The organism is Streptomyces sp. NBC_01261 (assembly GCF_036226385.1).
Classification (GTDB): domain Bacteria; phylum Actinomycetota; class Actinomycetes; order Streptomycetales; family Streptomycetaceae; genus Streptomyces.
Genome location: NZ_CP108463.1, coordinates 8865482 through 8891908 on the forward strand (window position 1 = coordinate 8865482; position 26427 = coordinate 8891908).

Genomic DNA, 26427 nt, shown 5'->3' on the forward strand with positions numbered 1-26427 from the left:
AGCCTGACAGATGCAGCGTCATCTCATCTCGGCCGCCGACCTCACCCGCGACGACGCCGTCCTGATCCTCGACACCGCCGAGGAGATGGCCAGGGTCGCCGACCGGCCGATCAAGAAACTGCCGACCCTGCGCGGCCGTACCGTCGTCAACCTCTTCTTCGAGGACTCCACGCGCACGCGTATCTCCTTCGAAGCCGCCGAGAAGCGCCTCTCCGCCGACGTCATCAACTTCACCGCCAAGGGGTCGAGCGTCTCCAAGGGCGAGTCCCTGAAGGACACCGTGCAGACCCTGGAGGCCATGGGCGTCGACGCGGTCGTCATCCGGCACGGCGCCTCCGGAGCGCCGTACCGGCTCGCCACCTCCGGGTGGATCGACGCGGCCGTCATCAACGCCGGTGACGGCACCCACCAGCACCCGACGCAGGCCCTGCTGGACGCGTTCACCATGCGGCGCCGGCTGGTCGGCCGGGACGCCGGGCTCGGGCAGGACCTGGACGGCAAGCGGATCACGCTCGTCGGCGACATCCTGCACAGCCGGGTGGCCCGCTCGAACGTCGACCTGCTGCACACCCTCGGCGCCGAGGTCACCCTCGTCGCCCCGCCGACCCTGGTGCCGGTCGGCGTCGAGGCCTGGCCCTGCGAGGTCTCCTACGACCTCGACAGCACGCTCTCCAAGTCCGACGCGGTGATGCTCCTGCGCGTCCAGCGCGAGCGCATGAACGCGGCGTTCTTCCCGACCGAGCGCGAGTACTCGCGGCGCTACGGCCTCGACGGCGAGCGGATGGCGAAGATGCCGGAGCACGCCATCGTGATGCACCCGGGGCCGATGGTCCGGGGCATGGAGATCACCGCCGAGGTCGCCGACTCGGACCGCTGCACCGTCGTCGAGCAGGTCGCAAACGGAGTGTCCATCCGGATGGCCGTGCTCTATCTGCTTCTGGGCGGCAACGAACCCGCCGTCAGCCACGCCCGTATCGAGGAGAAGTAAGTCACATGAGCAAGATCCTGATCCGCGGTGCGAAGGTCCTCGGCGGCGAGCCGCAGGACGTGCTGATCGACGGGGACACCATCGCCGAGGTCGGCAGCGGACTGTCCGCCGAAGGCGCCGAGGTCGTCGAGGCCGAGGGCAAGGTGCTGCTGCCGGGCCTCGTCGACCTGCACACCCACCTGCGCGAGCCCGGCCGCGAGGACTCCGAGACCGTCCTGACCGGCACCCGAGCGGCAGCCAGCGGTGGCTACACGGCCGTGTTCGCCATGGCCAACACCTTCCCGGTCGCCGACACCGCCGGTGTCGTCGAGCAGGTCTACCGGCTCGGCCAGGAGCACGGCTACTGCGATGTGCAGCCCATCGGCGCCGTCACCGTCGGCCTGGAGGGCAAGAAGCTCGCCGAGCTGGGCGCGATGCACGAGTCGGCCGCCGGGGTCACCGTCTTCTCCGACGACGGCAAGTGCGTCGACGACGCGGTGATCATGCGCCGGGCGCTGGAGTACGTGAAGGCCTTCGGGGGAGTCGTCGCCCAGCACGCGCAGGAGCCGAGGCTGACCGAGGGCGCCCAGATGAACGAGGGTGTCGTCTCCGCCGAACTCGGGCTCGGGGGCTGGCCGGCGGTGGCCGAGGAATCGATCATCGCCCGCGATGTTCTGCTCGCCGAGCACGTCGGTTCCCGCGTCCACATCTGCCACCTGTCGACCGCCGGGTCCGTCGAGATCGTCCGCTGGGCCAAGTCCCGGGGCATCGACGTGACCGCCGAGGTCACCCCGCACCATCTCCTCCTCACGGATGAGCTGGTGCGCTCCTACAACCCCGTCTTCAAGGTCAACCCGCCGCTGCGCACCGAGCGCGATGTGCTGGCCCTGCGCGAGGCGCTCGCCGACGGCACGATCGACATCGTCGCCACCGACCACGCCCCGCACCCGCACGAGGACAAGGACTGCGAGTGGGCCGCCGCCGCCATGGGGATGGTCGGCCTGGAGACCGCGTTGTCAGTGGTGCAGGAGACCATGGTGGACACCGGGCTCCTCACCTGGACCGGGGTCGCCGAGCGCATGTCCGTCAAGCCCGCCGAGATCGGGCGGGCGGTGGGGCACGGCCGTCCTGTCTCGGCTGGTGAGCCCGCCAACCTCACGCTCGTCGACACGGAATACCGTGGGTCGGTGGACCCCGCGGGCTTCGCTTCGCGCAGTCGCAACACCCCGTACGAGGGGCGTGAGCTGCCGGGCCGTGTGACGCACACCTGGCTCCGGGGCAAGGCCACGCTCGTCGACGGGAAGCTCACGTGACACCTCTGGAACTGACCCACCTCGCGGCCGGGGAGAAGTCCGCCCCGGTGACCGACTGGGCCGCTCGTATCGGCTGGCTCGTCGGCCTCGCCCTCTTCATCGCGCTCGTCTACTGGCTGATGCGCGAGGGCTGGAAGTGGCGCGGCACGCTCCAGGGCGACGTCCCCGAGCTCCCCACCGCGCCGGACGAGCCCGGCGAGGCGAAACTAACGATGAGTGGCCGCTACCACGGCTCCACCACCGCCGGGCAGTGGCTCGACCGCATCGTGGCGCACGGCCTGGGCACCCGCAGCCGGGTCGAGCTGACCCTGACGGAGGCCGGCCTGGATGTCGTACGACCGGGAGCCACCGACTTCTTCATCCCGGCCGGGGCGCTGCGCGAGGCCCTGCTCGGCAAGGGCATCGCCGGGAAGGTCCTCAGCGAGGGCGGCCTGCTGGTCGTGACATGGGCGCACGGGGACCGGCTGATCGACTCCGGGTTCCGCTCCGACCACGCGGCCGAGCACACGGAGTGGGTCGACACCCTGAACAGCATGATCAACAAGAGTCTTGAGACGACCGACACGGAAGGCGCACGATGACCACCTCCACCAGGGGAGCCGCCAAGGTTCCCGCCGTACTCGTCCTGGAGGACGGCCGGATCTTCCGCGGCCGTGCCTACGGGTCCGTGGGGGTGACCTTCGGCGAGGCCGTGTTCTCCACCGGCATGACCGGCTACCAGGAGACCCTGACCGACCCGTCGTACCACCGCCAGGTCGTCGTGATGACCGCCCCGCACATCGGCAACACCGGTGTGAACGACGAGGACCCCGAGTCGCAGCGCATCTGGGTCGCCGGTTACGTGGTGCGCGACCCCGCGCGCGTGCCGTCCAACTGGCGCTCCCGCCGCTCCCTGGACGAGGAGCTGCGCAACCAGGGCGTCGTCGGGATCTCCGGCATCGACACGCGCGCGTTGACCCGCCATCTGCGCGAGCGCGGCGCCATGCGCGTCGGCATCTTCTCCGGGCCCACGCTGCCCGACGACGACACCATGCTCGCCGAGGTGCGCGAGGCCCCCGAGATGACGGGCGCGAACCTCTCCGCCGAGGTCGCCACCAAGGAGGCGTACGTCGTCCCCGCGATCGGTGAGAAGAAGTTCACCGTCGCCGCCGTCGACCTCGGCATCAAGGGCATGACCCCGCACCGCATGGCCGAGCGCGGCATCGAGGTGCACGTGCTCCCGGCCACCGCGACCGTCGAGGACGTCTACGCCGTACAGCCCGACGGGGTCTTCTTCTCCAACGGACCCGGCGACCCCGCCACCGCCGACCACCCGGTCGCCGTCATGCGGGCCGTCCTGGAGCGCGGCACCCCGCTCTTCGGCATCTGCTTCGGCAACCAGATCCTGGGCCGCGCGCTCGGCTTCGGCACGTACAAGCTGAAGTACGGCCACCGCGGCATCAACCAGCCCGTGCAGGACCGTACGACCGGCAAGGTCGAGGTCACCGCGCACAACCACGGCTTCGCCGTGGACGCGCCCCTCGACAAGGTCTCCGACACGCCGTACGGCCGCGCCGAGGTCTCGCACGTCTGCCTGAACGACCAGGTCGTCGAGGGGCTGCGGCTGCTCGACCGGCCGGCGTTCAGCGTCCAGTACCACCCCGAGGCGGCGGCCGGCCCGCACGACGCCGCCTACCTGTTCGACCGCTTCACGTCTTTGATGGAGGGCCAGCGTGCCTAAGCGCACCGATATCCAGTCCGTCCTGGTCATCGGCTCCGGCCCGATCGTCATCGGCCAGGCCGCCGAGTTCGACTACTCCGGCACCCAGGCCTGCCGCATCCTGCGCGCCGAGGGCCTCCGCGTCATCCTGGTCAACTCCAACCCGGCGACGATCATGACCGACCCGGAGATCGCCGACGCCACCTACGTCGAGCCGATCACCCCGGACTTCGTCGAGAAGATCATCGCCAAGGAGCGCCCCGACGCCCTCCTGCCCACCCTGGGCGGTCAGACGGCGCTCAACACCGCCATCTCGCTGCACGAGGCGGGCACCCTGGAGAAATACGGCGTCGAACTGATCGGCGCCAATGTCGAGGCCATCCACAAGGGTGAGGACCGCAACCTCTTCAAGGACGTCGTCGAGGCCGTCCGCCAGAAGATCGGCTACGGCGAGTCCGCCCGCTCGGTCATCTGCCACACCATGGACGACGTGATCGCCGGCGTCGACACCCTCGGCGGCTACCCGGTCGTCGTCCGCCCCTCCTTCACCATGGGCGGCGCCGGTTCCGGCTTCGCGCACGACGAGGAGGAACTGCGCCGCATCGCCGGCCAGGGCCTCACCCTGTCTCCCACCACCGAGGTCCTCCTGGAGGAGTCCATCCTCGGCTGGAAGGAGTACGAACTGGAGCTGATGCGCGACAAGAACGACAACGTGGTCGTCGTCTGCTCCATCGAGAACTTCGACCCCATGGGCGTGCACACCGGCGACTCGATCACCGTCGCCCCGGCGATGACGCTGACCGACCGCGAGTACCAGGTGCTGCGTGACGTGGGCATCGCGATCATCCGCGAGGTCGGCGTCGACACCGGCGGCTGCAACATCCAGTTCGCGATCGACCCGGTCGACGGCCGCGTCATCGTCATCGAGATGAACCCGCGCGTGTCCCGCTCCTCGGCCCTCGCCTCCAAGGCGACCGGCTTCCCGATCGCCAAGATCGCCGCCAAGCTGGCCGTCGGCTACACGCTCGACGAGATCCCGAACGACATCACGCGCGAGACCCCGGCCTCCTTCGAGCCGACCCTCGACTACGTCGTCGTGAAGGCCCCGCGTTTCGCCTTCGAGAAGTTCCCGAGCGCCGACTCGACCCTCACGACCACCATGAAGTCGGTCGGCGAGGCCATGGCCATCGGCCGCAACTTCACCGAGGCCTTCCAGAAGGCGCTGCGCTCCCTGGAGAAGAAGGGCAGCCAGTTCACCTTCGTCGGTGAGCCCGGCGACAGGGTCCAGCTCCTCGAAGAGGCCGTACGGCCCACCGACGGCCGGATCAACACCGTCATGGAGGCCATCCGCGCGGGCGCCACCCAGGAGGAGGTCTTCGAGTACACGAAGATCGACCCCTGGTTCGTCGACCAGCTCTTCCTCATCAAGGAGATCGCCGACGAGCTGGCCGCCGCCGACAAGCTGGACCCGGAGCTGCTCGCCGAGGCCAAGCGGCACGGCTTCTCCGACCAGCAGATCGGCGAGATCCGCGGCCTGCGCGAGGACGTCGTCCGCGAGGTCCGGCACGCGCTCGGCATCCGCCCGGTCTACAAGACGGTCGACACCTGCGCCGCCGAGTTCGCCGCGAAGACGCCGTACTTCTACTCGTCCTACGACGAGGAGAACGAGGTCGCCCCGCGAGAGAAGCCCGCGGTCATCATCCTGGGATCGGGCCCCAACCGCATCGGTCAGGGCATCGAGTTCGACTACTCCTGCGTCCACGCCTCCTTCGCGCTCAGCGACGCGGGCTACGAGACCGTGATGGTCAACTGCAACCCCGAGACCGTCTCCACGGACTACGACACCTCCGACCGCCTGTACTTCGAGCCGCTCACGCTCGAAGACGTGCTGGAGATCGTCCACGCCGAACAGCAGGCGGGCCCGGTCGCGGGCGTGATCGTGCAGCTCGGCGGCCAGACCCCGCTGGGCCTGGCGCAGGCTCTCAAGGACAACGGCGTCCCGATCGTCGGCACCCCGCCCGAGGCGATCCACGCCGCCGAGGACCGCGGCGCCTTCGGCCAGGTCCTCGCGGAGGCGGGCCTCCCCGCCCCCAAGCACGGCACCGCGACGACCTTCGTGGGCGCCAAGGCCATCGCCGACGAGATCGGCTACCCGGTCCTCGTCCGCCCGTCGTACGTCCTCGGCGGCCGGGGCATGGAGATCGTCTACGACGAGACCCGCCTGGAGTCGTACATCGCCGAGTCCACCGAGATCAGCCCCTCCCGGCCGGTCCTGGTCGACCGCTTCCTCGACGACGCCATCGAGATCGACGTCGACGCGCTCTACGACGGCCAGGAGCTGTACCTCGGCGGCGTCATGGAGCACATCGAGGAGGCCGGCATCCACTCCGGCGACTCGGCCTGCGCCCTGCCGCCGATCACCCTGGGCGGCTTCGACATCAAGCGCCTGCGGGCCTCAACCGAAGCCATCGCCAAGGGAGTCGGCGTCCGCGGACTGATCAACATCCAGTTCGCGATGGCCGGCGACATCCTCTACGTCCTGGAGGCCAACCCGCGCGCGTCCCGTACGGTCCCCTTCACCTCGAAGGCGACCGCGGTACCGCTCGCGAAGGCCGCCGCCCGCATCTCGCTGGGCGCGACCGTCGCCGAACTGCGCGCCGAGGGGCTGCTCCCGGCCCACGGCGACGGCGGCGAACTCCCGCTGGACGCGCCGATCTCCGTCAAGGAGGCCGTCATGCCGTGGTCGCGCTTCCGCGACATCCACGGGCGGGGCGTCGACACGGTGCTGGGCCCGGAGATGCGCTCCACCGGCGAGGTCATGGGCATCGACTCCGTCTTCGGCACGGCGTACGCCAAGTCCCAGGCGGGCGCCTACGGCCCGCTGCCCACCAAGGGCCGCGCGTTCATCTCGGTCGCCAACCGCGACAAGCGCTCGATGATCTTCCCGGCGCGTGAACTGGTCGCCCACGGCTTCGAGTTGCTCGCCACCTCCGGCACCGCCGAGGTCCTCCGCCGCAACGGCCTGAACGCGACGGTCGTCCGCAAGCAGTCCGAGGGCGTCGGCCCGAACGGCGAGAAGACCATCGTCCAGCTCATCCACGACGGCGAGGTCGACCTCATCGTCAACACGCCCTACGGCACCGGCGGCCGGCTCGACGGCTACGAGATCCGTACGGCGGCCGTGGCCCGGTCCGTGCCCTGCCTCACGACGGTCCAGGCGCTCGCCGCCGCCGTCCAGGGCATCGACGCCCTCAACCACGGTGACGTGGGAGTGCGTTCACTCCAGGAACACGCTCAACACCTGACCGCGGCCCGCGACTAGCAGCCCCGAGGGGGACACCGGAAACGGTGTCCCCCTTCTCGTGAGGACACTGAGATGTACAAGCTTTTCTTCCGTCTGGTCTTCAAACGGATGGACCCGGAGCAGGCCCACCACCTCGCCTTCCGCTGGATCCGGCTCGCCGTCCGCATCCCCGTACTGCGGACGTTCGTCGCGGCCGCCCTCGCGCCCCGGTACGAGGAGCTGCGCACGGAGGCCTTCGGGCTGCGGATGCACGGCCCGTTCGGGCTCGCCGCCGGCTTCGACAAGAACGCCGTCGCCATCGACGGCATGTCGATGCTCGGCTTCGACCACGTCGAGATCGGCACGGTCACGGGGGAGCCGCAGCCCGGCAACCCCAAGAAGCGGCTGTTCCGCCTGGTGCCGGACCGGGCGCTCATCAACCGCATGGGCTTCAACAACGAGGGCTCCGTGGCCGTGGCGGCCCGTCTGGAGGCGCGTGAGGCGGTCTTCCGGACCGTCGTCGGCGTCAACATCGGCAAGACCAAGGTTGTACCCGAGGAGGAGGCCGTCGGCGACTACGTGAAGTCGACCGAGCGGCTCGCCCGGCACGCCGACTACCTCGTCGTCAACGTGTCGTCGCCCAACACGCCCGGGCTGCGCAACCTCCAGGCGACCGAGGCGCTGCGCCCGCTGCTGAGCGCCGTCCGCGAGGCCGCCGACCGCGCGGTGACCGACCGCCGGGTGCCGCTCCTGGTGAAGATCGCCCCGGACCTCGCCGACGAGGACGTGGACGCCGTCGCCGACCTCGCCGTCGAACTCGGCCTGGACGGCATCATCGCCACGAACACGACCATCGCGCGCGAGGGCCTCGGTCTGACATCCGAACCCGAACTCGTCAAGGAGACCGGCGGACTGTCCGGGGCCCCGTTGAAGGCTCGTTCCCTGGAGGTACTGCGCCGCCTCCACGCGCGCGTGGGCGACCGCATCACCCTCGTGGGCGTCGGCGGCATCGAGGACGCCGAGGACGCCTGGCAGCGCATCCTCGCCGGCGCCACGCTCGTGCAGGGCTACAGCGCCTTCATCTACGAAGGGCCCTTCTGGGGCCGCGCCGTCCACAAGGGTCTCGCCGCACGCCTGCGGACGAGCCCGTACGCCACCCTCGCCGACGCGGTCGGTGCCGACGCAAGGAAGCCGGTATGAGCCCTCTCGAACCCTTCGGCGCACGTCTCCGCCGGGCCATGGACGAACGCGGCCCGCTCTGCGTCGGCATCGACCCGCACGCCTCGCTGCTCACCGAGTGGGGCCTGAACGACGACGTCGCCGGCCTGGAGCGGTTCAGCCGCACGGTCGTCGAGGCACTCGCCGACCGGGTCGCCGTCCTGAAGCCGCAGAGCGCCTTCTTCGAGCGCTTCGGCTCGCGCGGGATCGCCGTCCTGGAGAAGTCCGTCGAGGAGGCGCGGGCGGCCGGCGCGCTGGTCGTGATGGACGCCAAGCGCGGCGACATCGGCTCGACCATGGCCGCGTACGCCGAGTCCTTCCTCCGGAAGGACTCCCCGCTCTTCTCCGACGCCCTGACCGTCTCGCCGTATCTCGGCTACGGCTCGCTCGCCCCGGCGATCGAACTGGCGCGGGAGAGCGGAGCAGGCCTCTTCGTGCTCGCGCTGACCTCCAACCCGGAGGGCGGCGAGGTGCAGCACGCGGTCCGCGCGGACGGCCGGAACATCGGAGCGACCATGCTGGCCCACCTTGCCGCCGAGAACACGGGGGAGGAGCCGCTGGGCTCCTTCGGGGCCGTCGTCGGCGCCACCCTGGGCGACCTGTCGTCGTACGACCTCGCCGTCAACGGTCCGATCCTCGCGCCCGGGATCGGTGCGCAGGGGGCCACTCCGGCCGATCTTCCCGGAGTCTTCGGAGCGGTCCTGCGCAACGTCGTCCCGAACGTGAGCCGGAGTGTTCTACGTCACGGTCCCGACGTGGGAGCCCTGCGGACGGCCTCGGACGGCTTCGCGGAGGAGATTCGCGTCGCCTTTGCGACCGTCTGAGGTGTTCGAACGGGTCGATCGAGTCCTCCGATGAGTGGCTCGACGGGCGACTCCGGAGCGACTTGAGTCTGAATACATCCTCAAATCAGGGGCATTATGTCGGGAATGTCCGGCCTGGCGCAGGCTGACCAGGACTTTTCCTCTGTTCTCGCTGACTCTGGCGTCCCTGGCCGCTAGTCTCCGAGCAGAGTTAACGGGCAAGCGTGTTGCTCGTAGCTCCCCAGGTGTGGGGCGACTAGGTTCCTCACCGGTCCGTATCCGACAGTTCGACATCCGAGGTGACGTAGGCGTGGCTCTTCCGCCCCTTACCCCTGAACAGCGCGCAGCCGCGCTCGAAAAGGCCGCCGCGGCTCGCCGGGAGCGGGCCGAGGTCAAGAATCGACTCAAGCACTCCGGCGCCTCCCTGCATGACGTCATCAAGCAGGGCCAGGAGAACGACGTCATCGGCAAGATGAAGGTCTCCGCCCTGCTTGAGTCCCTGCCCGGCGTGGGCAAGGTCCGCGCCAAGCAGATCATGGAGCGACTCGGTATCTCCGAGAGCCGCCGTGTCCGTGGCCTTGGTTCCAACCAGATCGCCTCCCTGGAGCGTGAGTTCGGCAGCACTGGTTCCTGAGTCCGGTCACTCCGGACCAGGAGTCCCGGGCACACCGGGATTGCTGGAATAATCGCTGCATGGCTGCAACATTCCGGGGGACGACCCCCGAGCCCCCGGACGTACGTCCGCGGCTGACCGTGCTCTCCGGCCCCTCTGGGGTCGGCAAGAGCACGGTCGTCGCCCATATGCGCAAGCAACACCCCGAGGTGTGGCTCTCGGTGTCGGCGACGACCCGCAGGCCCCGCCCCGGCGAGAAGCACGGCGTCCACTACTTCTTCGTCTCCGACGAGGAGATGGACAAGCTGATCGCCAACGGCGAGCTGCTGGAGTGGGCCGAGTTCGCCGGCAACCGCTACGGCACGCCGCGTACGGCCGTGCTCGAACACCTGGAGTCCGGCGTGCCGGTCCTCCTGGAGATCGATCTCCAGGGCGCCCGGCAGGTCCGCGAGTCCATGTCCGAGGCGCACTCGGTGTTCCTGGCTCCTCCCTCCTGGGAGGAACTGGTGCGCCGGCTCACCGGACGGGGCACCGAGCCGCCCGAGGTGATCGAGCGCCGCCTGGACGCGGCCAAGATCGAGCTCGCGGCGGAGCCCGAGTTCGACGCGACCCTGGTCAACACCTCCGTCGAGGACGTAGCGCGCGAGCTGCTAGCCTTGATGGAAGTTGTGTGATCGTTTTTCCGATCTCATCCCATCTTTCGGAAGGCAGAGCGTGTCCTCTTCCATCACCGCTCCCGAGGGCATCATCAACCCTCCGATCGACGAGCTTCTTGAGGCCACCGATTCGAAGTACAGCCTCGTGATCTACGCCGCCAAGCGTGCCCGTCAGATCAACGCGTACTACTCGCAGCTCGGCGAGGGCCTGCTTGAGTACGTCGGTCCGCTCGTCGACACCCACGTCCACGAGAAGCCGCTCTCCATCGCCCTGCGCGAGATCAACGCGGGTCTGCTGACCTCCGAGGCCGTCGAGGGCCCCGCGACCTGAGACGCAGCAGCTTTATCCACAGGCCCGGCAGCGACTGTCGGGCCTGTGGTGTGTCATGGAGTCGTACAGGTCGTACGAGTCGCACGCAGGTTTCCGAGCTCGGGGAGAGACGGTGGACAAGCCCAAGGTCGTTCTGGGGGTCAGCGGTGGCATCGCCGCGTACAAGGCCTGTGAGCTGCTGCGCAGACTGACGGAGTCGGGCCATGACGTCCGTGTCGTCCCCACCGCGTCCGCCCTGCACTTCGTCGGTGCGGCCACCTGGTCCGCGCTCTCCGGGCATCCCGTCTCGACCGAGGTGTGGGACGACGTCCACGAGGTCCCGCACGTGCGCATCGGCCAGAGCGCCGACCTGGTGATCGTGGCACCGGCGACGACCGACATGCTGGCGAAGGCGGCCCACGGCCTGGCCGACGACCTCCTCACCAACACCCTTCTCACCGCCCGCTGTCCGGTCGTCTTCGCGCCCGCCATGCACACGGAGATGTGGGAACACCCGGCCACCCAGGAGAACGTGGCGACACTGCGTCGCCGCGGCGCCGTCGTCATCGAGCCCGCCGTCGGCCGCCTCACCGGCGTCGACACCGGCAAGGGGCGGCTGCCCGACCCCGCCGAGATCTTCGAGGTCTGCCGCCGGGTGCTCGCGCGGGGCGTCACCGAGCCCGACCTCAGGGGCCGGCACGTCGTCGTCAGCGCCGGCGGCACCCGCGAGCCCCTCGACCCGGTCCGCTTCCTCGGCAACCGCTCCTCCGGCAAGCAGGGTTACGCCCTCGCGCGCACCGCCGCCGCCCGGGGCGCCCGGGTCACGCTGATCGCCGCGAACACGGGACTGCCGGATCCGGCGGGCGTGGACGTCGTCCCGGTCGGGACCGCCGTACAACTGCGGGAAGCGGTGCTGAAGGCCGCCGCGGACGCGGACGCGGTCGTCATGGCCGCGGCGGTCGCGGACTTCCGACCGGCGGAGTACGCGACCGGGAAGATCAAGAAGAAGGACGACAAGGAACCCGACCCGATCGTCCTGGTGCGGAATCCGGACATCCTCGCGGAGATCTCCGCCGACCGGACCCGCCCCGGCCAGGTGGTCGTCGGGTTCGCCGCCGAGACGGACGACGTCCTCGCCAACGGCCGTACCAAACTGGCCCGCAAAGGGTGCGATCTGCTGGTGGTGAACGAGGTGGGGGAGCGCAAGACGTTCGGCTCCGAGGAGAACGAGGCGGTTGTACTGGGCGTCGACGGAAGCGAGACCGCCATTCCGTACGGTCCGAAGGAAGCCCTGGCCGAGACCGTGTGGGACCTGGTCGCACACCGTCTCGCCTGAATTGTTTCAGCCATCTGTCAGTCGTCTGTCGGTTCGCCGAAATCTGACATTGGTGCGTGGCGGCTCTGGCCAACAGCACCAGGCATTCGGCAAAATGCGCGTGCCGCAGGTCACAGCGTTTCCCGAGAAGCGAGACAGGTGGACCGTCTGTCGACCGCGACCGATAAACTGTTCTCGGACGATGTCGGGCGCAGCTCCCGTCCGTCCGCCAATGATCAGCCAGCAGCCGCTGCAACCTCAGGGAGCGTTGTGTCCCGTCGCCTTTTCACCTCGGAGTCCGTGACCGAAGGTCACCCCGACAAGATCGCTGACCAGATCAGCGACACCATTCTCGACGCGCTTCTGCGGGAGGACCCGAAGTCCCGGGTCGCCGTCGAGACGCTGATCACGACCGGCCTGGTGCACGTGGCAGGGGAGGTCACCACCAAGACCTACGCGCCCATCGCGCAGCTCGTCCGCGACAAGATCCTGGAGATCGGCTACGACTCCTCCAAGAAGGGCTTCGACGGCGCCTCCTGTGGCGTGTCGGTGTCCATCGGCGCGCAGTCCCCGGACATCGCGCAGGGTGTCGACACGGCGTACGAGAACCGTGTCGAGGGCGACGACGACGAGCTCGACAAGCAGGGCGCGGGCGACCAGGGCCTGATGTTCGGCTACGCGACGGACGAGACGCCGACGCTGATGCCCCTCCCGATCTTCCTGGCGCACCGCCTGTCGAAGCGCCTCTCGGAGGTCCGCAAGAACGGGACCATCCCGTACCTGCGCCCCGACGGCAAGACCCAGGTCACCATCGAGTACGACGGCGACAAGGCCGTCCGCCTCGACACCGTGGTCGTCTCCTCGCAGCACGCGTCGGACATCGACCTGGAGTCCCTCCTCGCCCCCGACATCCGCGAGTTCGTGGTCGAGGCCGAGCTGAAGGCGCTCGTCGAAGAGGGCATCAAGCTCGACACCGACGGCTACCGCCTCCTCGTGAACCCCACCGGCCGCTTCGAGATCGGCGGCCCGATGGGTGACGCGGGTCTGACCGGCCGCAAGATCATCATCGACACGTACGGCGGCATGGCCCGTCACGGTGGCGGCGCGTTCTCGGGCAAGGACCCGTCCAAGGTGGACCGTTCGGCGGCATACGCGATGCGCTGGGTCGCCAAGAACGTCGTCGCCGCGGGCCTCGCCTCGCGCTGCGAGGTGCAGGTGGCGTACGCGATCGGCAAGGCCGAGCCGGTGGGTCTGTTCGTCGAGACGTTCGGCACGGAGAAGGTCGACACGGACCGGATCGAGAAGGCGATCGACGAGGTCTTCGACCTGCGTCCGGCCGCCATCATCCGCGACCTGGACCTGCTGCGCCCGATCTACGCCCAGACCGCGGCCTACGGCCACTTCGGCCGCGAGATCCCCGACTTCACGTGGGAGCGCACCGACCGCGTGGACGCGCTGCGCAAGGCTGCTGGACTGTAGGTTCCGCGTCGTTCGTCAGGCTCTGCGAGGCCCGGTTTCCCTTGGGGGGAGCCGGGCCTCGGTGGTGCGTCAGAGAGTCAGGTCGAGGTTTCGTCGTCCGGGGGCGAAGCCGAGCCGTCCGGTCCGTCGTCCGTCTGTTCCGCTGGCTCGGGTTCGAAGCGGCGCTTGATCTCGTCCACGGCCTCGGTCTTGCCGTGTGCCGAGGCGAGGTTGATCAGACGTTCCGCGAACAGGTCCACATCCGCGTCGTCGGTGGAGAAGCCGAACCACTCCAGCAGTGAGTCAACGGTGAGACCGTCCCGGGTGCCGTTGTCGGACGCCGTCAAGTCCCCCGTCTCGTATGGCTGTTGCCAGTCGGCCGATGTCCCGGCGTCCGTGGTGCCGTCGGGGAAAACGGGCCTCGGCGGGGGCACCAAGTGCTCGAACGGTGGCGCGACCGTCTCGTTCTTGGCCGCGGCGGAGAGCCGGGCGAGCAGGCCGATGCGGTCGACCGCGCCTTCCACTTCCCTTTCGTTCCGGGAAAGCCACCACACCACGGCGCTGCCCGTGTCCTTGAGCACGTCCTCGCCGAGATAGGCGCGCTTGCTGCGCTCGTAGTTGCGTTCGTGCTCCCAGACGTCCTCGTCCTTGCGTACGTCGGAGAGCTTGGCGAGCCGCTCACGGTCGTGTTCCGGAAGGCTCAGCGAGACGTCCAGCGCCATCGCCAGGACCCGGCCGGTGGCATCGACGCGCATGGTGGCCAGAGCGCCGTCGAGTTGATGCTGTGCGAACGCGCCGCGGTGGGGCGGCTGTTGGGCCGCCACCCCACGAGCGCGCTGGAGTACGGCGTCGATCGCCAGGCCGGCGGGATTGATGTAGGGCGCGTCAGAGGGTGCGTCCAGCACCAGCCAGCGCACCGTCGCGCAGAACGAGAAGTCGTAGTCGGCCACCGAACTGGGCAGTGCCACATGGGTCACGCGCTGATCCTGCCGCGCGGCGTCCGGCAACGGGAGATCCGGTTCCGGAAGCAGCTCACGGGGGAACGGCTCGCGCTTCGGAGTGAGGACTCTGTTCGTCACCACCCCGATCACCACCAACAGCCCGGCGGACGCGGCCCAGGCCCAGCGCGGCCAGTCGGCGCACAGCCCGAGGATGACAAGGAGCAGGCCGAGGATGACGGTGACGAACAACGTCATCGCTTTGTGTCCAGAACTCATGGAAGGCCCCCGATGGGTGCTCGCGATCAGACGGCGAGTGGGTAGGACTCGATGCCCTGTGCGGTGTTGATCTTCCGCAGCAGGACGGAGACGGTCTCGGTACGGGTCGCGCTCGGGTCGGCGTACTGCCAGTGCAGGGCGGCGCGGTAGAGGCATCCGGAGACCCGGACGTCCGTGTCGCAGGCGGCGGATAGCACCCTGAGCACGAGGTCGCGGTGACGGAGGTTCTCGCAGGCGGTCAGCCAGCGTGCCAGAAGGGTGGTCCAGGATTCGACGGGGTGGCGCAGTACGCCGTTCCAGCAGACGATCAGCGACTCGCGGACGCTTCGGTGTCCCACGAGCCGTACGGGGTCCGCGAGTTCGAGGAAGAGGGCGCGGTCCTCGCCCCACTGGCCCTGGGCGATCCCGGCACCGAGCCGGTCCAGCATCCGCCGGTACAGACGGTGGTCCGACCGCGCCAGGTCCAGCAGCGCCTGGCGGGCGCCCGCGGCACCGTTCGTCCGCCGCGCCAGATGGTGCAGCCGGACGAGCGCCTGGTCCGGATGCGAGCGGGCCATCGTCCGGGAGCACACCAGGACGAGCACCCGCCTCAGCCCGTTGCCCGTCTCCGTCGACGTGCTCCAGTCGTAGACCTGCTGTCGGAAGTGACGGCCGTGCTGCTCGTCGTCCAGGCCGAGCGCGAGGACCTGGGCCGCGTCCGGGACGAGATGCGCCGGTGCCTTCTCCGACGTCCACCGGTGTGCCAGCCAGGACAGATCCTCGGGGCGCGCGGTGCGCAGGCTCTGGGCGGCGAACCTGGCTACGGCCTCCTTACGGTCGGACTGAGCGAGCGAGGGCTCGGCCAGGCATACGTCGAACCAGTCGCGCAACTGCCTGCGGATGTCCGGGAGGAACGTCCAGAAGTGGTCCCTCACAGCGAGGTCGTATCCCACGATGCGAAACCGCACCCGACCGTCCGACCGCACCTCCGCGCCGATGTCGGAGAGTTCGGCGTGCAGGTCCGCCCGGTTCAGCCGGGGACGCGGGTCCGGCGGATGGCTGAGGATGCCCAACAGGGCGTTCGCGCCCCGCAGTACCGTCCCCGGAGTCGTCCCGTGGAACAGGGCCACGGACAACAGCAGTGCTCTGCGCCGCCCGTCGCGCTGGGAGGCGAGATCCGCCGCCACCCGGGCGGTCTGGTCGTGCTCGTCGACCAGCGACTCGGCCAGCCAGTCGGAGAAACCCCGGTCGGCCGGCGAGACGTCCCGGCGGCGTCGGATCCGGTGGGCGAGTCCGGCGATGTCGCGCATCGGAGCCTGGGGCAGGTAGGACGTGAGCTGGGTGCCGCCCAGTTCGGACTGCGACGGCTCGATGGCTTCGTGCCGGAGATGGGTGATCAGCACACGCTGCGCCGAGGGACGGCCGATCTCTATCGTCAGGCGCTTCAGTTCGGCTCGGAGCAGATAGCCGAGGCGGTGGGGGAGGACCACGGCGAGATGGGCACCGTGGCGGACGAGGCTGTCGCGGAAGTCGGAGAGCGCGGTCTGGACCGCGATGTAACGGGACTCGTCCACCTCCGACAGGTCCAGCAGCAGCCGGTCGCCGTCGCCGATGTCCTGTGCGTCGAGAGCCAGTGTGGACGTGTCGTCGGAGGTGTCCGGCAGCTCGTGCAGACTGCCTCGGGCCTCGGACAGTTCGTGCAGCAGCATGAGCGCGGCGGTGCGCCGGCCGCTGCCCGGCAGCCCGTCGATCAGTACCGTGTTCGTTTCCTCCAGCCGGTTGCGTGCGTGCTGCATGCCGCGCGGCGGCACGAAGCGTCTGGCCAGATGCGCGCGATCCTCCTTCGCGACCGCCCATGGACGCCTGCTCGCCTGTTCGCGCAGCCGGGCCTCGGCCGCGTAGTAGATGTTGAACTGGGGCCCGTGGCCGCTGTTGACGGATCCGTGGGCTTCGTGGACGTACGAACCGAAGGTCTCGGTCACCGTTCCTCGCCCCCGCGCGGCGTCCGGCTGCCGAAACCTTGACGTATCCCGCCGTTGTTGTCGCCGGAGATGACGTTCGTGCCGTCGCCGTTGACCTGAGGCCCGTTGAACTGGCCACCGCTGCCCGTGTGCAGCGGACCGCGGGCGTCGTGCACATACGTTCCGACGGTGCCGCTCACCTGGCCTATCCCGCCGCTCTGGTGGTCGTTGCGGACGGTCGGGTCGGGTTCGGCGCGGGTGGATTCATCGGGCGGGGTGCCACTGCTGTCCAGTGCGGCGAGGGCCGGCACCAGCCGTACGAGACGGTCGCCGAGCCGACTGAGATCGGTCTCCAGGCTGTGCAGATCCACCCGCGTGTACTGGCATTCCGCCAATTCCGCCAACGACCTGGGGAGGCGTCGGGGATCGAGCTGCTCCACCCGGCGGCCGATGAACAGCGGCACGATCAACACCCCGGAGGCCAGCGCCTCCTCGATCTCACGCCGTACCCAGTCCTGGGGGTTGTCGAGGGCTCGCTTGCCCGGCCTGTTCCGGTCGGGTGCGTCGATCCACTCCTCGTCGACAAGGGCGAGCAGCACGTGACTGCGGCGGGCGGCCCGGACCAGGACGTCGATGTAGTTGTTGCCGGGCTCGATCGACTTCCGGGCGAGGAAGACGCTGTCGGGGCCGAACCTGGCCGACAGCACGCGGTCGCACGAATAGGCGACCTCTTTGCCGCCCCTGGTGCGGTAGTTGACGAAGATCTCATGCATGGTCGAAGCCCCTCTAGAAGGCGTTGGGGTGGGCGAGTGCGCCGGACAGGTCCGGGATCAGCGCTCGTACGGAGGCGTTGCGGGGGTGTCTGCCGAGGGTGTGGCTGAGGCGGCGCAGGTCGGCGGTGATGGTGGCGGAGTGGGTGAGCCGCACGGACGGCAGGACGTCGGTGGTGATGCGGCAGGCGTGGTCGATCTCGCCCGCCGCCGCGTGGGCCAGTGCGCGCCGGACGCCGTAGCGGGCCCGCGTCCGGAAGGCGTGCTCCGGGATGCGGGCGGTCTCCTGGTCCAGCAGGGCGGCGGCCTGCTTCGGGCGGCCCAGGTCGTAAAGGCACCAGCCGGTGAACATCGATACGACGTCGGGTACGTGGGAGGCGCCGAGGATCGGTTCGGCGGGGTCGGCCGCGTCCTGTTCGAGGAGTCCGCGCGCCCGGTCGAGGCTGTTCATGCAGGTGGCGTGGTCGCCGTCGGCGGCGGCGCCCTGGGCCAGATGCTGGGCGGCCAGGCCGCGGATGCGGAGGGGCGCGTCACTCTCCAGGGCGTGCGTGGCCAGTTGCACGGCCTCCGCGATGTCTCCGCGGTACAGACTGATCAGGGAGCGCCGGACCTGGGCGTAGGTGGCCAACCCGGTGTCGGCAGCGGCCGCCGCGAGGTGCACGGCGCGGTCCGTCCACCAGATCGCGGCCGTGTCGTCGCCGCATTCCTGGGCCATCCAGCCCGCGTACTCGGCGTAGCGGGAGGCGAGGAGCAGCAGGGCGTGCCGTTCGCGCGGGCCGCTGCGTGCAGCGAGCTGTTCCAGGCTGTGCGTCTGGGCGATGAGCGGCGGCAGCACACTCGCGGGGCCCGATGTCTGACCGAGCCGCCGGAACTGGTCGAACAGCAACCGTGAGGCGTCCACGAAGGTCTCGGCCCCTTCGAGGGGGAGCGAGCACGGATCGCCCGTGTTCATGATCAGCACCGATGCGGCGCCGGCGGTGATGAGCCCGCGGCGGCTCACCGGTTGGAAGGAACTCGAACCGTCCTTGCGCAGTTGCATCAGCCACACCTCGTCGTCGTTTCCAGGAACGGGCAGAGGCGGTTCGGAGGGCCGGACGGTCACGAGCCCGCTGAGCGCACCCCTGGCACGTAGTTCGGTGTCACAGAGGCGTGCCAGTTCGGGCGTCGGGCGCTTGATTCCCCGTTCCACCTTGCTCAGTTGGCTCTTGCTGTAGTGCACGCGCTGTCCCAGTTGGTGCAGAGAGAGCCGGGCGGCGAGGCGCCTTCGACGCAGCTCCGGCCCGAATTCGTGCGATTGATCCAGCACTTCGACCTCCGTCGCTCCTCGACCGACAGCCGATGAGCGCCGCGTTTCAGCGTGGGCCGGCCGACTGGGCCGAACAAGGCGGAACGGGCGTTTCCCGTTTCCTCCTCCGGAGCGAAGCCGACGTGAACTGCCGTGTCGAGCAAGTGGTTTCGGCCAGGTCCGGTCGTAGGGCGACGGTTGTCGGGGCCTGTTCGGGCGGGTCAGCGGCGGATGCCGCGGGACGAGATGAGCAGTGCTGCCGCTGTGATGGCCGTGATGACCGCTGTCGAGTGTGCGTAGGCCCGGGTGTCGCCGGTGACGGCTGACTGGAAGCCGTGGAGGGCCCAGTAGCCCGGGGTCGCGGGGGCCACCGTGGAGACCCAGTGGGGGAGGACGGTGAGGGGGACCAGGCAGCCGCTGAGGCAGGTGATGGTGAGGGCGCCGATGTCGGAGGCGGCGGCCAACTGGCCCTGGGTGCGGGTGTGGACGCCGAGTGCCAGGCCGCAGGAGGTGACGCAGGCCGCCCAGAGGAGGGCCAGCAGGGGGACGCGCCAGGTGCCGGCGGCGAGGGGGAAGCCGAAGGCCGCGGTCGCGAAGAGGAAGAGGACGGCCTGCTGGATCAGGAAGAGCGTGATCAAGGGGGCGGCTTTGCCGGCCAGGATCGTCGAAGGGGACGCCGGGCCGGAGCGCAGACGATCCCAGGTGTGCCAAGTGCGTTCGGAGAGCAGGAGTTGGCCTGCCACGTCCAGGGCCAGCAGGGTGAACATCACCGCGATGCCCGGAGCGGCCTGCACGATGCCCGGTGTGCCGGGGGTGGCCAGGCGGTCGTACACCGGGTGGAGGACGCTCAGCAGGACCAGGGACATGACGGTGTAGGCGAGCGGGGTTCCCGGGTCCCGGACGAGGAGGACGAGGGTGTGGCGGGTCATGACCCAGGTGCGGCGGGCCGTGGGTGACATGAGTTCAGGCCGCATCGTGGGTCTCCGTGGGGAGTTGGCCGGTGGCCAGGCTGCGGTAGAGGTCGTCCAGTGAGGGTTCGCGGATCGTGGCCGAGCGGACCCGGGTGGTGTCGGGGCCCAGGTCCCGGAGGATTCGGGCCAGTTCCCGTGCCGGGTCCGTCGTGCTGAAGCGCAGTTCGTCGGGGGCTGCCGAGGGCTGTGCCAGGTGCCCGGGTACGGGGCCGTGGAACGTCATGGTGACCTCGCCGGGCAGGCCGTCGAGGAGGTCGGCGCGGTTGCCGCGGGCGATCACGCGGCCGGACGCGGCGACCGCGAGGGTGGCGTCCAGGTGCTCCAACTCCGGTAGGTAGTGCGTGGTGTAGCAGATCGCGGCGCCTTCGTCGGCGCGGGTCCTGACGAGTCGTAGCAGCGCTTCGCGGGTGGTGGGGTCGGCGCCGACGGTGGGTTCGTCGAGGAGCAGGACGCGGGGGCGGGGGAGGAGGACCGTGGCCGCCTGGGCGCGGCGCTGCTGGCCGCCGGAGAGGGTCGCGATCGGGCGGTCGAGTACGTCGGTGAGGAGCAACTCCTCGGCTACGGCGGCCACTTCGGTGCGGAGTTCGGTGCGGCGCAGGCCCGCGAGACCGCCGTGGAGGCGCAGGTTCTGGCGGAGGGTGGCGGTGGGGTAGAGGGCCAGTTCCTGGGGGGCCAGGCCGATCAGGGTGCGGGCGGAGCGTGGGGCTGTGGCCAGGTCCACTCCGGCTGCGTGGACTGTGCCCGCGTCGGGGCGCTCCAGGCCGGCGACCGTGCGGGCGAAGGTGGTTTTGCCGGCGCCGTTGTGGCCGATCAGGCCGCAGATCTCGCCGGGTTCGATGTGGAGGTCGAAGCCGTCGAGGGCTTGGACGGGACCCCACCGTTTACGCAGGCCGCTGACGGTCAGCATGAGCACTCCCTCGATATATACAACGTATACGTATACTGTGTATACGTAGCTTCGAGGGAGGATGTCAAGTGACGCCACGGCGGATCAGTCGTGATCAAGTGCTGGACGTGACATGGGAGTTGGCGACCCGGAAGGGGCTGGCGGCCGTCACGATGCGGGCCGTCGCGCAGGAACTCGACGTCAACCCGATGACGCTCTACCGGCACGTCGGCGACAAGCAGGGACTCCTCGACGGCCTCGTGGAGCGACTGCTGCTGGAGATCGAGGTGCCCGAACCCGGGCTCGACTGGCGTGAGCAACTGCGCCTGCTCGCCCGCAGCATGCGGGCCACGGCCCGCCGCCACCCCGACCTGTTCCTGCTGCTCTTCCAACGGCCGGCGGTCACACCGGAGGCCGTCGGGCCTCGGAACGCGGTCTACGGTGCCCTGCGCGCCGCCGGTCTTCAGGAGGAGCGGATTCCGCGGGCCGAGCGGCTGCTGTCCACGTTCATGCTCGGGTTCGCCGCCTCGGAGGCCGGGGGGCGGTTCCGGGACAGTGACCCGGACGCGGACATGGCCTTCGCGGAGGACCTCGTCGTTCGGGTCCTCGCCGGGGAGTAGAAGATCATGCGCGGGCGGCGGGCTGCGGCCGTTGTCAGTCGGGTTTGGTAAGAATGCAAGGGTGAGCAGCGCTGATGGGGAACGGGACGGTGGGGCGGAGGGTGCGCCGCCTGAGCAGCTTGCGCTGATTCGGGAGAGTGTGCGGCAGGCGAAGGGGCCGAAGGCCAAGCCGCGGACGTGGCGGGGGGCCGCGCTGGCCAAGGAGTTGCCCGTTGCGCGGGTGCTTGTCGACAAGGGGGTGCTGCATCTTGACCGGTACTTCGACTATGCGGTGCCCGAGGAGCTTGACGCCGACGCGCAGCCCGGGGTGCGGGTTCGGGTCAGGTTCGGGGCCGGGCGGCATCGGGTGCGGGACGGGCGGCGCGAGGGCGGGGGGCTGATCGACGGCTTTCTTGTCGAGCGGCTGGCCGGGTCCGACTACTCCGGGCCGCTTGCCGCGCTGGCTCAGGTCGTGTCGCCCGAGCCTGTGCTGAGTGAAGAGTTGCTGGGGCTCGCTCGGGCCGTTGCCGATCGGTATGCCGGGAGTCTTGCCGATGTGCTGCAGCTCGCCGTGCCGCCGCGTAGTGCTCGGGCCGAGCAGAAGGCGTCACCGGCGCCGTTGCCGCCGCCCGAGGTGCCCGAGGCGGGGTCCTGGACGCGGTACGAGCGGGGGGCCGGGTTTCTGGCGGCGCTTGCCTCGGGGGGCGCGCCGCGGGCTGTGTGGAACGCGCTGCCGGGGCCCGAGTGGAGCGAGGAGATCGCGCGGGCCGTCGCCGCGACACTCGCCTCTGGGCGCGGGGCGCTCGTCGTCGTACCGGACGGGCGGGCCGCCGGGCGGGTCGATGCCGCGTTGACCGCGCTGCTGGGGGAGGGGCGGCATGCGCTGCTCACCGCCGACGCCGGGCCCGAGAAGCGGTATCGGCAGTGGCTGGCCGTGCGGCGCGGGTCTGTGCGCGCGGTCGTCGGGACGCGGGCCGCGATGTTCGCGCCCGTTCAGGATCTGGGGCTTGTCGCGATCTGGGACGACGGGGACGGGAGTCACAGCGAGCCGCACGCGCCGCAGCCGCATGCGCGGGATGTGCTGCTGTTGCGGGCCGCGTTGGACAAGTGCGGCTTCTTGCTGGGGAGTTGGAGTTGCACGGTGGAGGCCGCGCAGCTTGTGGAGAGCGGGTGGGCTGGGCCGTTGGTCGCGTCGCGCGAGCAGGTGCGGGGGGCCGCTCCGCTCGTACGGACCGTGGGGGACGGGGACTTGGCACGGGACGAGGCCGCTCGCGCCGCGCGGTTGCCTACGTTGGCTTGGCAGGCGGTGCGGGAGGGGCTGAAGCACGGGCCCGTGCTGGTGCAGGTGCCTCGGCGGGGGTATGTGCCGCGGATGGCGTGTGCCCAGTGTCGGGCCGCCGCGCGGTGTCGGCACTGTGCGGGGCCGTTGGAGGGGCAGGACGGGGGCGTGCTGCGGTGCGGGTGGTGCGGGGTCGAGGAGAACTCCTGGCACTGTCCCGAGTGCGGGGGATTCCGGTTGCGGGCTCAAGTGGTGGGCGCGCGGCGGACCGCGGAGGAGTTGGGGCGGGCGTTTCCCGCGGTGCCGGTGCGGACGTCCGGGCGGGAGCAGGTGCTCGACACGGTGCCGGGGACGCCTGCGTTGGTCGTGAGTACGCCGGGGGCCGAGCCGGTCGCCGACGGGGGGTATGCGGCGGCGTTGTTGCTGGACGGGTGGGCGATGCTCGGGCGGCCTGATCTGCGGGCCGGGGAGGATGCGTTGCGGCGGTGGATCGCGGCGAGTTCGTTGGTGCGGGCGCAGGGGGTCGGGGGAACCGTTGTCGTGGTCGCGGAACCTACCTTGAGGCCTGTGCAGGCGCTGGTGCGGTGGGATCCCGTCGGGCATGCGGTGCGGGAGCTTGCGGAGCGGGGGGAGTTGGGGTTTCCGCCGGTTTCTCGGATGGCTGCGGTGGCGGGGGTCGCGGGGGCTGTCACGGAGTTTCTTGCCGCTGTTGAACTGCCTTCTGATGCTGAGGTGTTGGGGCCTGTGGCGGTGCCGGTTGTTTTGGGTGGGGGGGCTCGGCGGGTGGGGGGGCCGGCTGTGGGGGAGGAGTGGGTGCGGGCGTTGATCCGGGTGCGGCCGGGGAGTGGGGGGGCGTTGGCCGCGGCGTTGAAGGCTGCGCAGGCTGCTCGGATGGCTCGGGGTGGGGGGGATGCGGTGCGGGTGCGTGTTGATCCCCCGGATATCGGATGAGCCACCTCGGCCTTCGGCCTCGGTTCGTCTCCCACCCGTGCACCGCCCGTTCGCCGTTCGCCGTTCGTCGAGAGGTGGACGTTTCCTGTGGGGGTTCTCGCCGTTGGCGGGTAGCGGGTAGCGGGTAGCGGGTAGCGGGTAGCGGGTAGCGGGCCAGGGCCAGGGCCAGGGGTCAACGGCTGTCGAGGGGTGGGCCTTTGGCGTCGGGGGTCTCGCCGTTGGCGGCTGGCGGCTGGCGGCTGGCGGCTGGCGGCTGGCGGGTGTCGGGTGTGGGGGCGCTCGCGTTCCCGGTGTTTATGGCTGGCCGAGGCATGGACCTTTGCCGTGGGGTACTTGCCGGTGGCGGCAGGCCGTGCGCGGCTGTGGCGTGCGGGTGTTGGCTGTGGGTGAGCGGGTTTTGGCATGGCGCTGCCTCCCGGGTTTTGGCCGGGAGGCAGGTGGGGGTCGTTGTGGGGTCAGCCGTTGCGGGGGCTCGGGAAAGCCGTGGGCCTGGCCTCTTCGCGGAGGGTGGGGCTGCCCGCTGTGGGCTGGGTCGGCATGGAGCGGGCCGCGGGGACCGTGGGGAGGACGGGCATCGTGGGCATGGTCGGGAGGCCCGTGTTGACGGCCACCGGGCGGGTCGTCGCGGCCTCCGTCGTGCGCTCGGCGTCGGCCACGGCCTGGGTCGCGGCGCGGCGGGCGCCGTAGCGGCGGTGGACCGCCTGCTTGGTGACACCCAGGGCCGAGCCGACCGCGTCCCAGGAGAAGCCGAGTGAGCGGTCGAAGTCCACGGCGGCCGTGACCAGGGTCTCGACACTGTCCCGCAGTTCCTGCGCGAGACGGACCGTCGGGGCGGGAGCGCGTCCGTAGACGACGAAGCCCGTGGACGGGCCGGAGCGGCGCGGGCGGTAGACGTTGCCCAGCTGGGCGGTGAGCGTGCGCAGTGCGTCCACCTGCCGGCGGACCCGCTCGATGTCCCGCACCAGCAAGTGCAGGCTGGCCCGAGCCTGGGCGTCGTGGGTTGCGTGGTCGGCCATGAACAAGCCTCTCGAACCGGCGTTGAAAAGGATCGGGCCGCGCGAATGCGGCCCAAGGAGGTCAACTCTTTCTTGACCAACGCCTGTGCGCTCCGCTGGTCACGCGGAGGGGGCGTAGGGGCATATGCGTACGCCCCCGGTGAATCGGTGTGCGCTGCGGGCGCCGGTGAGTCGTCGCTGAGTTGGCGGCGAGTTGACGGATGTGAGCCGCCGGGCGCTCGTGCCGGGACGCGCCATAGACTGGTGCGCTGCCCGCCCACCTCCGCCCGAGAGGCCCGAACCCTCCCATGAAGCTCGTCTTCGCCGGTACCCCCGAGGTCGCCGTTCCCGCCCTGGACGCCCTGATCGCCTCCGGGCGGCACGAGGTGGCCGCCGTCGTCACGCGGCCCGACGCGCCGGCCGGGCGTGGGCGCAGGCTGGTGGCGAGTCCCGTCGCCGAACGGGCCGAGGAGGCGGGCATCGAGGTGCTGAAGCCCGGCAAACCGCGCGACCCGGAGTTCCTGGAGCGGTTGCGGGAGATCGCGCCCGACTGCTGTCCCGTCGTCGCCTACGGCGCCCTGCTGCCCCGAGTCGCCCTCGACATCCCCGCCCACGGCTGGGTCAACCTGCACTTCTCGCTGCTCCCCGCCTGGCGCGGCGCCGCCCCCGTGCAGCACTCCGTCATGTCCGGCGACGAGATCACCGGCGCCTCCACCTTCCTCATCGAGGAGGGTCTCGACTCCGGCCCCGTCTACGGCACCGTCACCGAGGAGATCCGTCCCACCGACACCAGCGGCGACCTGCTCACCCGGCTCGCGTTCGCCGGCTCGGGGCTGCTCGCCGCGACCATGGACGGCATCGAGGACGGCACCTTGAAGGCCGTACCGCAGCCGAACGAGGGCATCACCCTCGCCCCGAAGATCAACGTCGAGGACGCGCAGGTGGATTGGGCGGCTCCCGCGCTCAGGGTGGACCGGGTGGTGCGCGGGTGCACGCCCGCGCCCGGCGCCTGGACCGTGTTCCGCGGTGAGCGGCTCAAGCTCATCCAGGCGGTGCCCGTGCCGGAGCGGACCGACCTCGCGCCCGGTGCGCTGGCCGTCGGCAAGAACAATGTCTACGTGGGCACCGGTTCGTACGCCGTCGAGCTGCTGTGGGTCCAGGCGCAGGGCAAGAAGCCGATGCGGGCGGCGGACTGGGCGCGCGGGGCGCGGATCGGTGCGGGGGAGAGCGTCGGGGCGCTCGGGACTTCCTAGATCCCGGGATCCCTGGCACCCCGGCCAGTTCGGGGCCTCGGGCTCCCCCTGCACTCCGGGCACCTCCTGCACCCCGGGGGCCCTGGCACGCCGGATCCCTAGCGCTCGGGGACCTAGGGCGCTCCGGGCAGGCACCGCAGGACCCTCGGCACCCTGGCACCTCGGGTACTCCGGGACCTGAAGCACCGCAGGGCCTTCCCCCCAGGACCCCCGGGTACTGCAAGCCTTCGGTACCCCAGCACCCGGAGTACCCCAGGACCCCGGGATCGCTGGCACCCCGGGACCTTGGCGCTCTGGGCACTCCGGGCATCCCCTGCACTCCGGGACCTAGGGCGCTTCGGGCACTGTAGGACCCTCGGTACCCGGGCACCTCGGGCACTCCGGGGGGACCTCAGGCACCGCAGGGCCTCCCCCCCCAGGACCCCCGTGCACCGCAGAGCCTTCGGCATCCCGGCGCCCCGGACACCTCAGGACCCCGGACACCCCAGGACCCCGGGACCCCCAGGACCCCGGGACCCCTGGCACCCCGGGACCCCTGGCACCCCGGGACCTCGGCACCGCGGCACTTCGGGCACCCCGGAATCCAGGGACCCCTGGCACCCCGGGCCCCGCCGCATCCCCGGAACCTCCAAGCCCCCGGAACCGG

General features: G+C 70.4%; 22 protein-coding genes. 15 read left to right on the top strand and 7 right to left on the bottom strand.

The features are described from left to right. Positions 1-10 precede the first annotated feature (10 nt). The 12 genes from OG226_RS39550 to metK all read left to right on the top strand — a co-directional run bounded on the left by OG226_RS39550 (position 11) and on the right by metK (position 13656). Positions 11-988, top strand: a complete 978-nt coding sequence (locus OG226_RS39550; RefSeq protein ID WP_329351626.1) for an aspartate carbamoyltransferase catalytic subunit — start codon at positions 11-13, stop codon at positions 986-988. 5 nt (positions 989-993) lie between these two features. Continuing rightward, positions 994-2280 (top strand): dihydroorotase, encoded by a 1287-nt coding sequence (locus OG226_RS39555; protein ID WP_329351628.1) that lies wholly within the window; start codon positions 994-996, stop codon positions 2278-2280. After that, positions 2277-2861: a PH-like domain-containing protein gene (locus OG226_RS39560; RefSeq protein ID WP_329351629.1), complete on the top strand. Its 585-nt coding sequence runs from the start codon at positions 2277-2279 to the stop codon at positions 2859-2861. The genes OG226_RS39555 and OG226_RS39560 overlap by 4 nt, the downstream gene beginning before the upstream one ends. Then, positions 2858-4000: a glutamine-hydrolyzing carbamoyl-phosphate synthase small subunit gene (gene carA, locus OG226_RS39565; RefSeq protein WP_328684525.1), complete on the top strand. Its 1143-nt coding sequence runs from the start codon at positions 2858-2860 to the stop codon at positions 3998-4000. The genes OG226_RS39560 and carA overlap by 4 nt, the downstream gene beginning before the upstream one ends. Beyond that, positions 3993-7301, top strand: coding sequence for a carbamoyl-phosphate synthase large subunit (gene carB / locus OG226_RS39570; protein ID WP_329351630.1), 3309 nt, complete (start codon positions 3993-3995; stop codon positions 7299-7301). The genes carA and carB overlap by 8 nt, the downstream gene beginning before the upstream one ends. Positions 7302-7355: 54 nt before the next feature. Continuing rightward, a complete protein-coding gene (locus OG226_RS39575; protein WP_329351631.1) occupies positions 7356-8462 on the top strand; it encodes a quinone-dependent dihydroorotate dehydrogenase in 1107 nt (368 codons plus the stop codon). Beyond that, on the top strand, positions 8459-9304 hold the full coding sequence (gene pyrF / locus OG226_RS39580; protein WP_328684528.1) for an orotidine-5'-phosphate decarboxylase: 846 nt from the start codon (positions 8459-8461) through the stop codon (positions 9302-9304). The genes OG226_RS39575 and pyrF overlap by 4 nt, the downstream gene beginning before the upstream one ends. Positions 9305-9593: 289 nt before the next feature. Continuing rightward, positions 9594-9917 (top strand): integration host factor, encoded by a 324-nt coding sequence (locus OG226_RS39585; RefSeq protein WP_019059734.1) that lies wholly within the window; start codon positions 9594-9596, stop codon positions 9915-9917. Positions 9918-9976: 59 nt separating this feature from the next. Further along, positions 9977-10570, top strand: a complete 594-nt coding sequence (gene gmk / locus OG226_RS39590) for a guanylate kinase (protein WP_327405439.1) — start codon at positions 9977-9979, stop codon at positions 10568-10570. Positions 10571-10610: 40 nt separating this feature from the next. Next, positions 10611-10883, top strand: coding sequence for a DNA-directed RNA polymerase subunit omega (gene rpoZ, locus OG226_RS39595; RefSeq protein ID WP_019059732.1), 273 nt, complete (start codon positions 10611-10613; stop codon positions 10881-10883). Positions 10884-10995: 112 nt separating this feature from the next. Then, positions 10996-12198: a bifunctional phosphopantothenoylcysteine decarboxylase/phosphopantothenate--cysteine ligase CoaBC gene (gene coaBC / locus OG226_RS39600; protein WP_329351632.1), complete on the top strand. Its 1203-nt coding sequence runs from the start codon at positions 10996-10998 to the stop codon at positions 12196-12198. 249 nt (positions 12199-12447) lie between these two features. Further along, positions 12448-13656, top strand: coding sequence for a methionine adenosyltransferase (metK, locus tag OG226_RS39605; protein ID WP_328684530.1), 1209 nt, complete (start codon positions 12448-12450; stop codon positions 13654-13656). A gap of 77 nt (positions 13657-13733) precedes the next feature. Here metK and OG226_RS39610 read toward each other — a convergent pair whose 3' ends face one another. From OG226_RS39610 to OG226_RS39635, 6 genes are all read right to left on the bottom strand, one after another. Further along, entirely contained in the window at positions 13734-14831 is a 1098-nt protein-coding gene (locus OG226_RS39610) for a hypothetical protein (protein WP_329351633.1), read from the bottom strand. 47 nt (positions 14832-14878) lie between these two features. After that, positions 14879-16813 carry a hypothetical protein gene (locus tag OG226_RS39615; protein ID WP_328684532.1) on the bottom strand — a complete coding sequence of 645 codons (1935 nt, stop codon included), beginning with the start codon at positions 16811-16813 and terminating at the stop codon, positions 14879-14881. After that, the gene (locus OG226_RS39620) at positions 16810-17565 is read right to left on the bottom strand and encodes a TIR domain-containing protein (RefSeq protein WP_328684533.1); all 756 of its coding nucleotides are present in this window, start codon (positions 17563-17565) and stop codon (positions 16810-16812) included. The genes OG226_RS39615 and OG226_RS39620 overlap by 4 nt, the downstream gene beginning before the upstream one ends. A 13-nt stretch (positions 17566-17578) precedes the next feature. Continuing rightward, a complete protein-coding gene (locus OG226_RS39625) occupies positions 17579-18868 on the bottom strand; it encodes a helix-turn-helix transcriptional regulator (RefSeq protein ID WP_329351635.1) in 1290 nt (429 codons plus the stop codon). Positions 18869-19068: 200 nt separating this feature from the next. Next, complete coding sequence (locus tag OG226_RS39630) at positions 19069-19821, bottom strand: ABC transporter permease (RefSeq protein WP_329351636.1); 753 nt, start codon at positions 19819-19821, stop codon at positions 19069-19071. Continuing rightward, a complete protein-coding gene (locus tag OG226_RS39635; RefSeq protein ID WP_328684536.1) occupies positions 19811-20725 on the bottom strand; it encodes an ABC transporter ATP-binding protein in 915 nt (304 codons plus the stop codon). The genes OG226_RS39630 and OG226_RS39635 overlap by 11 nt, the downstream gene beginning before the upstream one ends. 68 nt (positions 20726-20793) lie before the next feature. On the opposite strand from OG226_RS39635, the gene OG226_RS39640 reads away from it, so the two are divergent. After that, the gene (locus OG226_RS39640) at positions 20794-21324 is read left to right on the top strand and encodes a TetR/AcrR family transcriptional regulator (protein WP_328684537.1); all 531 of its coding nucleotides are present in this window, start codon (positions 20794-20796) and stop codon (positions 21322-21324) included. Positions 21325-21385: 61 nt separating this feature from the next. Next, a complete protein-coding gene (locus OG226_RS39645; protein ID WP_329351639.1) occupies positions 21386-23533 on the top strand; it encodes a primosomal protein N' in 2148 nt (715 codons plus the stop codon). A 455-nt stretch (positions 23534-23988) separates the two neighbouring features. On the opposite strand, the gene OG226_RS39650 is transcribed toward OG226_RS39645, so the two are convergent. Beyond that, complete coding sequence (locus OG226_RS39650; RefSeq protein WP_328684539.1) at positions 23989-24549, bottom strand: hypothetical protein; 561 nt, start codon at positions 24547-24549, stop codon at positions 23989-23991. A gap of 287 nt (positions 24550-24836) precedes the next feature. Between OG226_RS39650 and fmt the strand changes: the two genes are divergently transcribed. Then, positions 24837-25781, top strand: coding sequence for a methionyl-tRNA formyltransferase (gene fmt, locus OG226_RS39655; protein WP_328684540.1), 945 nt, complete (start codon positions 24837-24839; stop codon positions 25779-25781). Positions 25782-26427 lie beyond the last annotated feature (646 nt).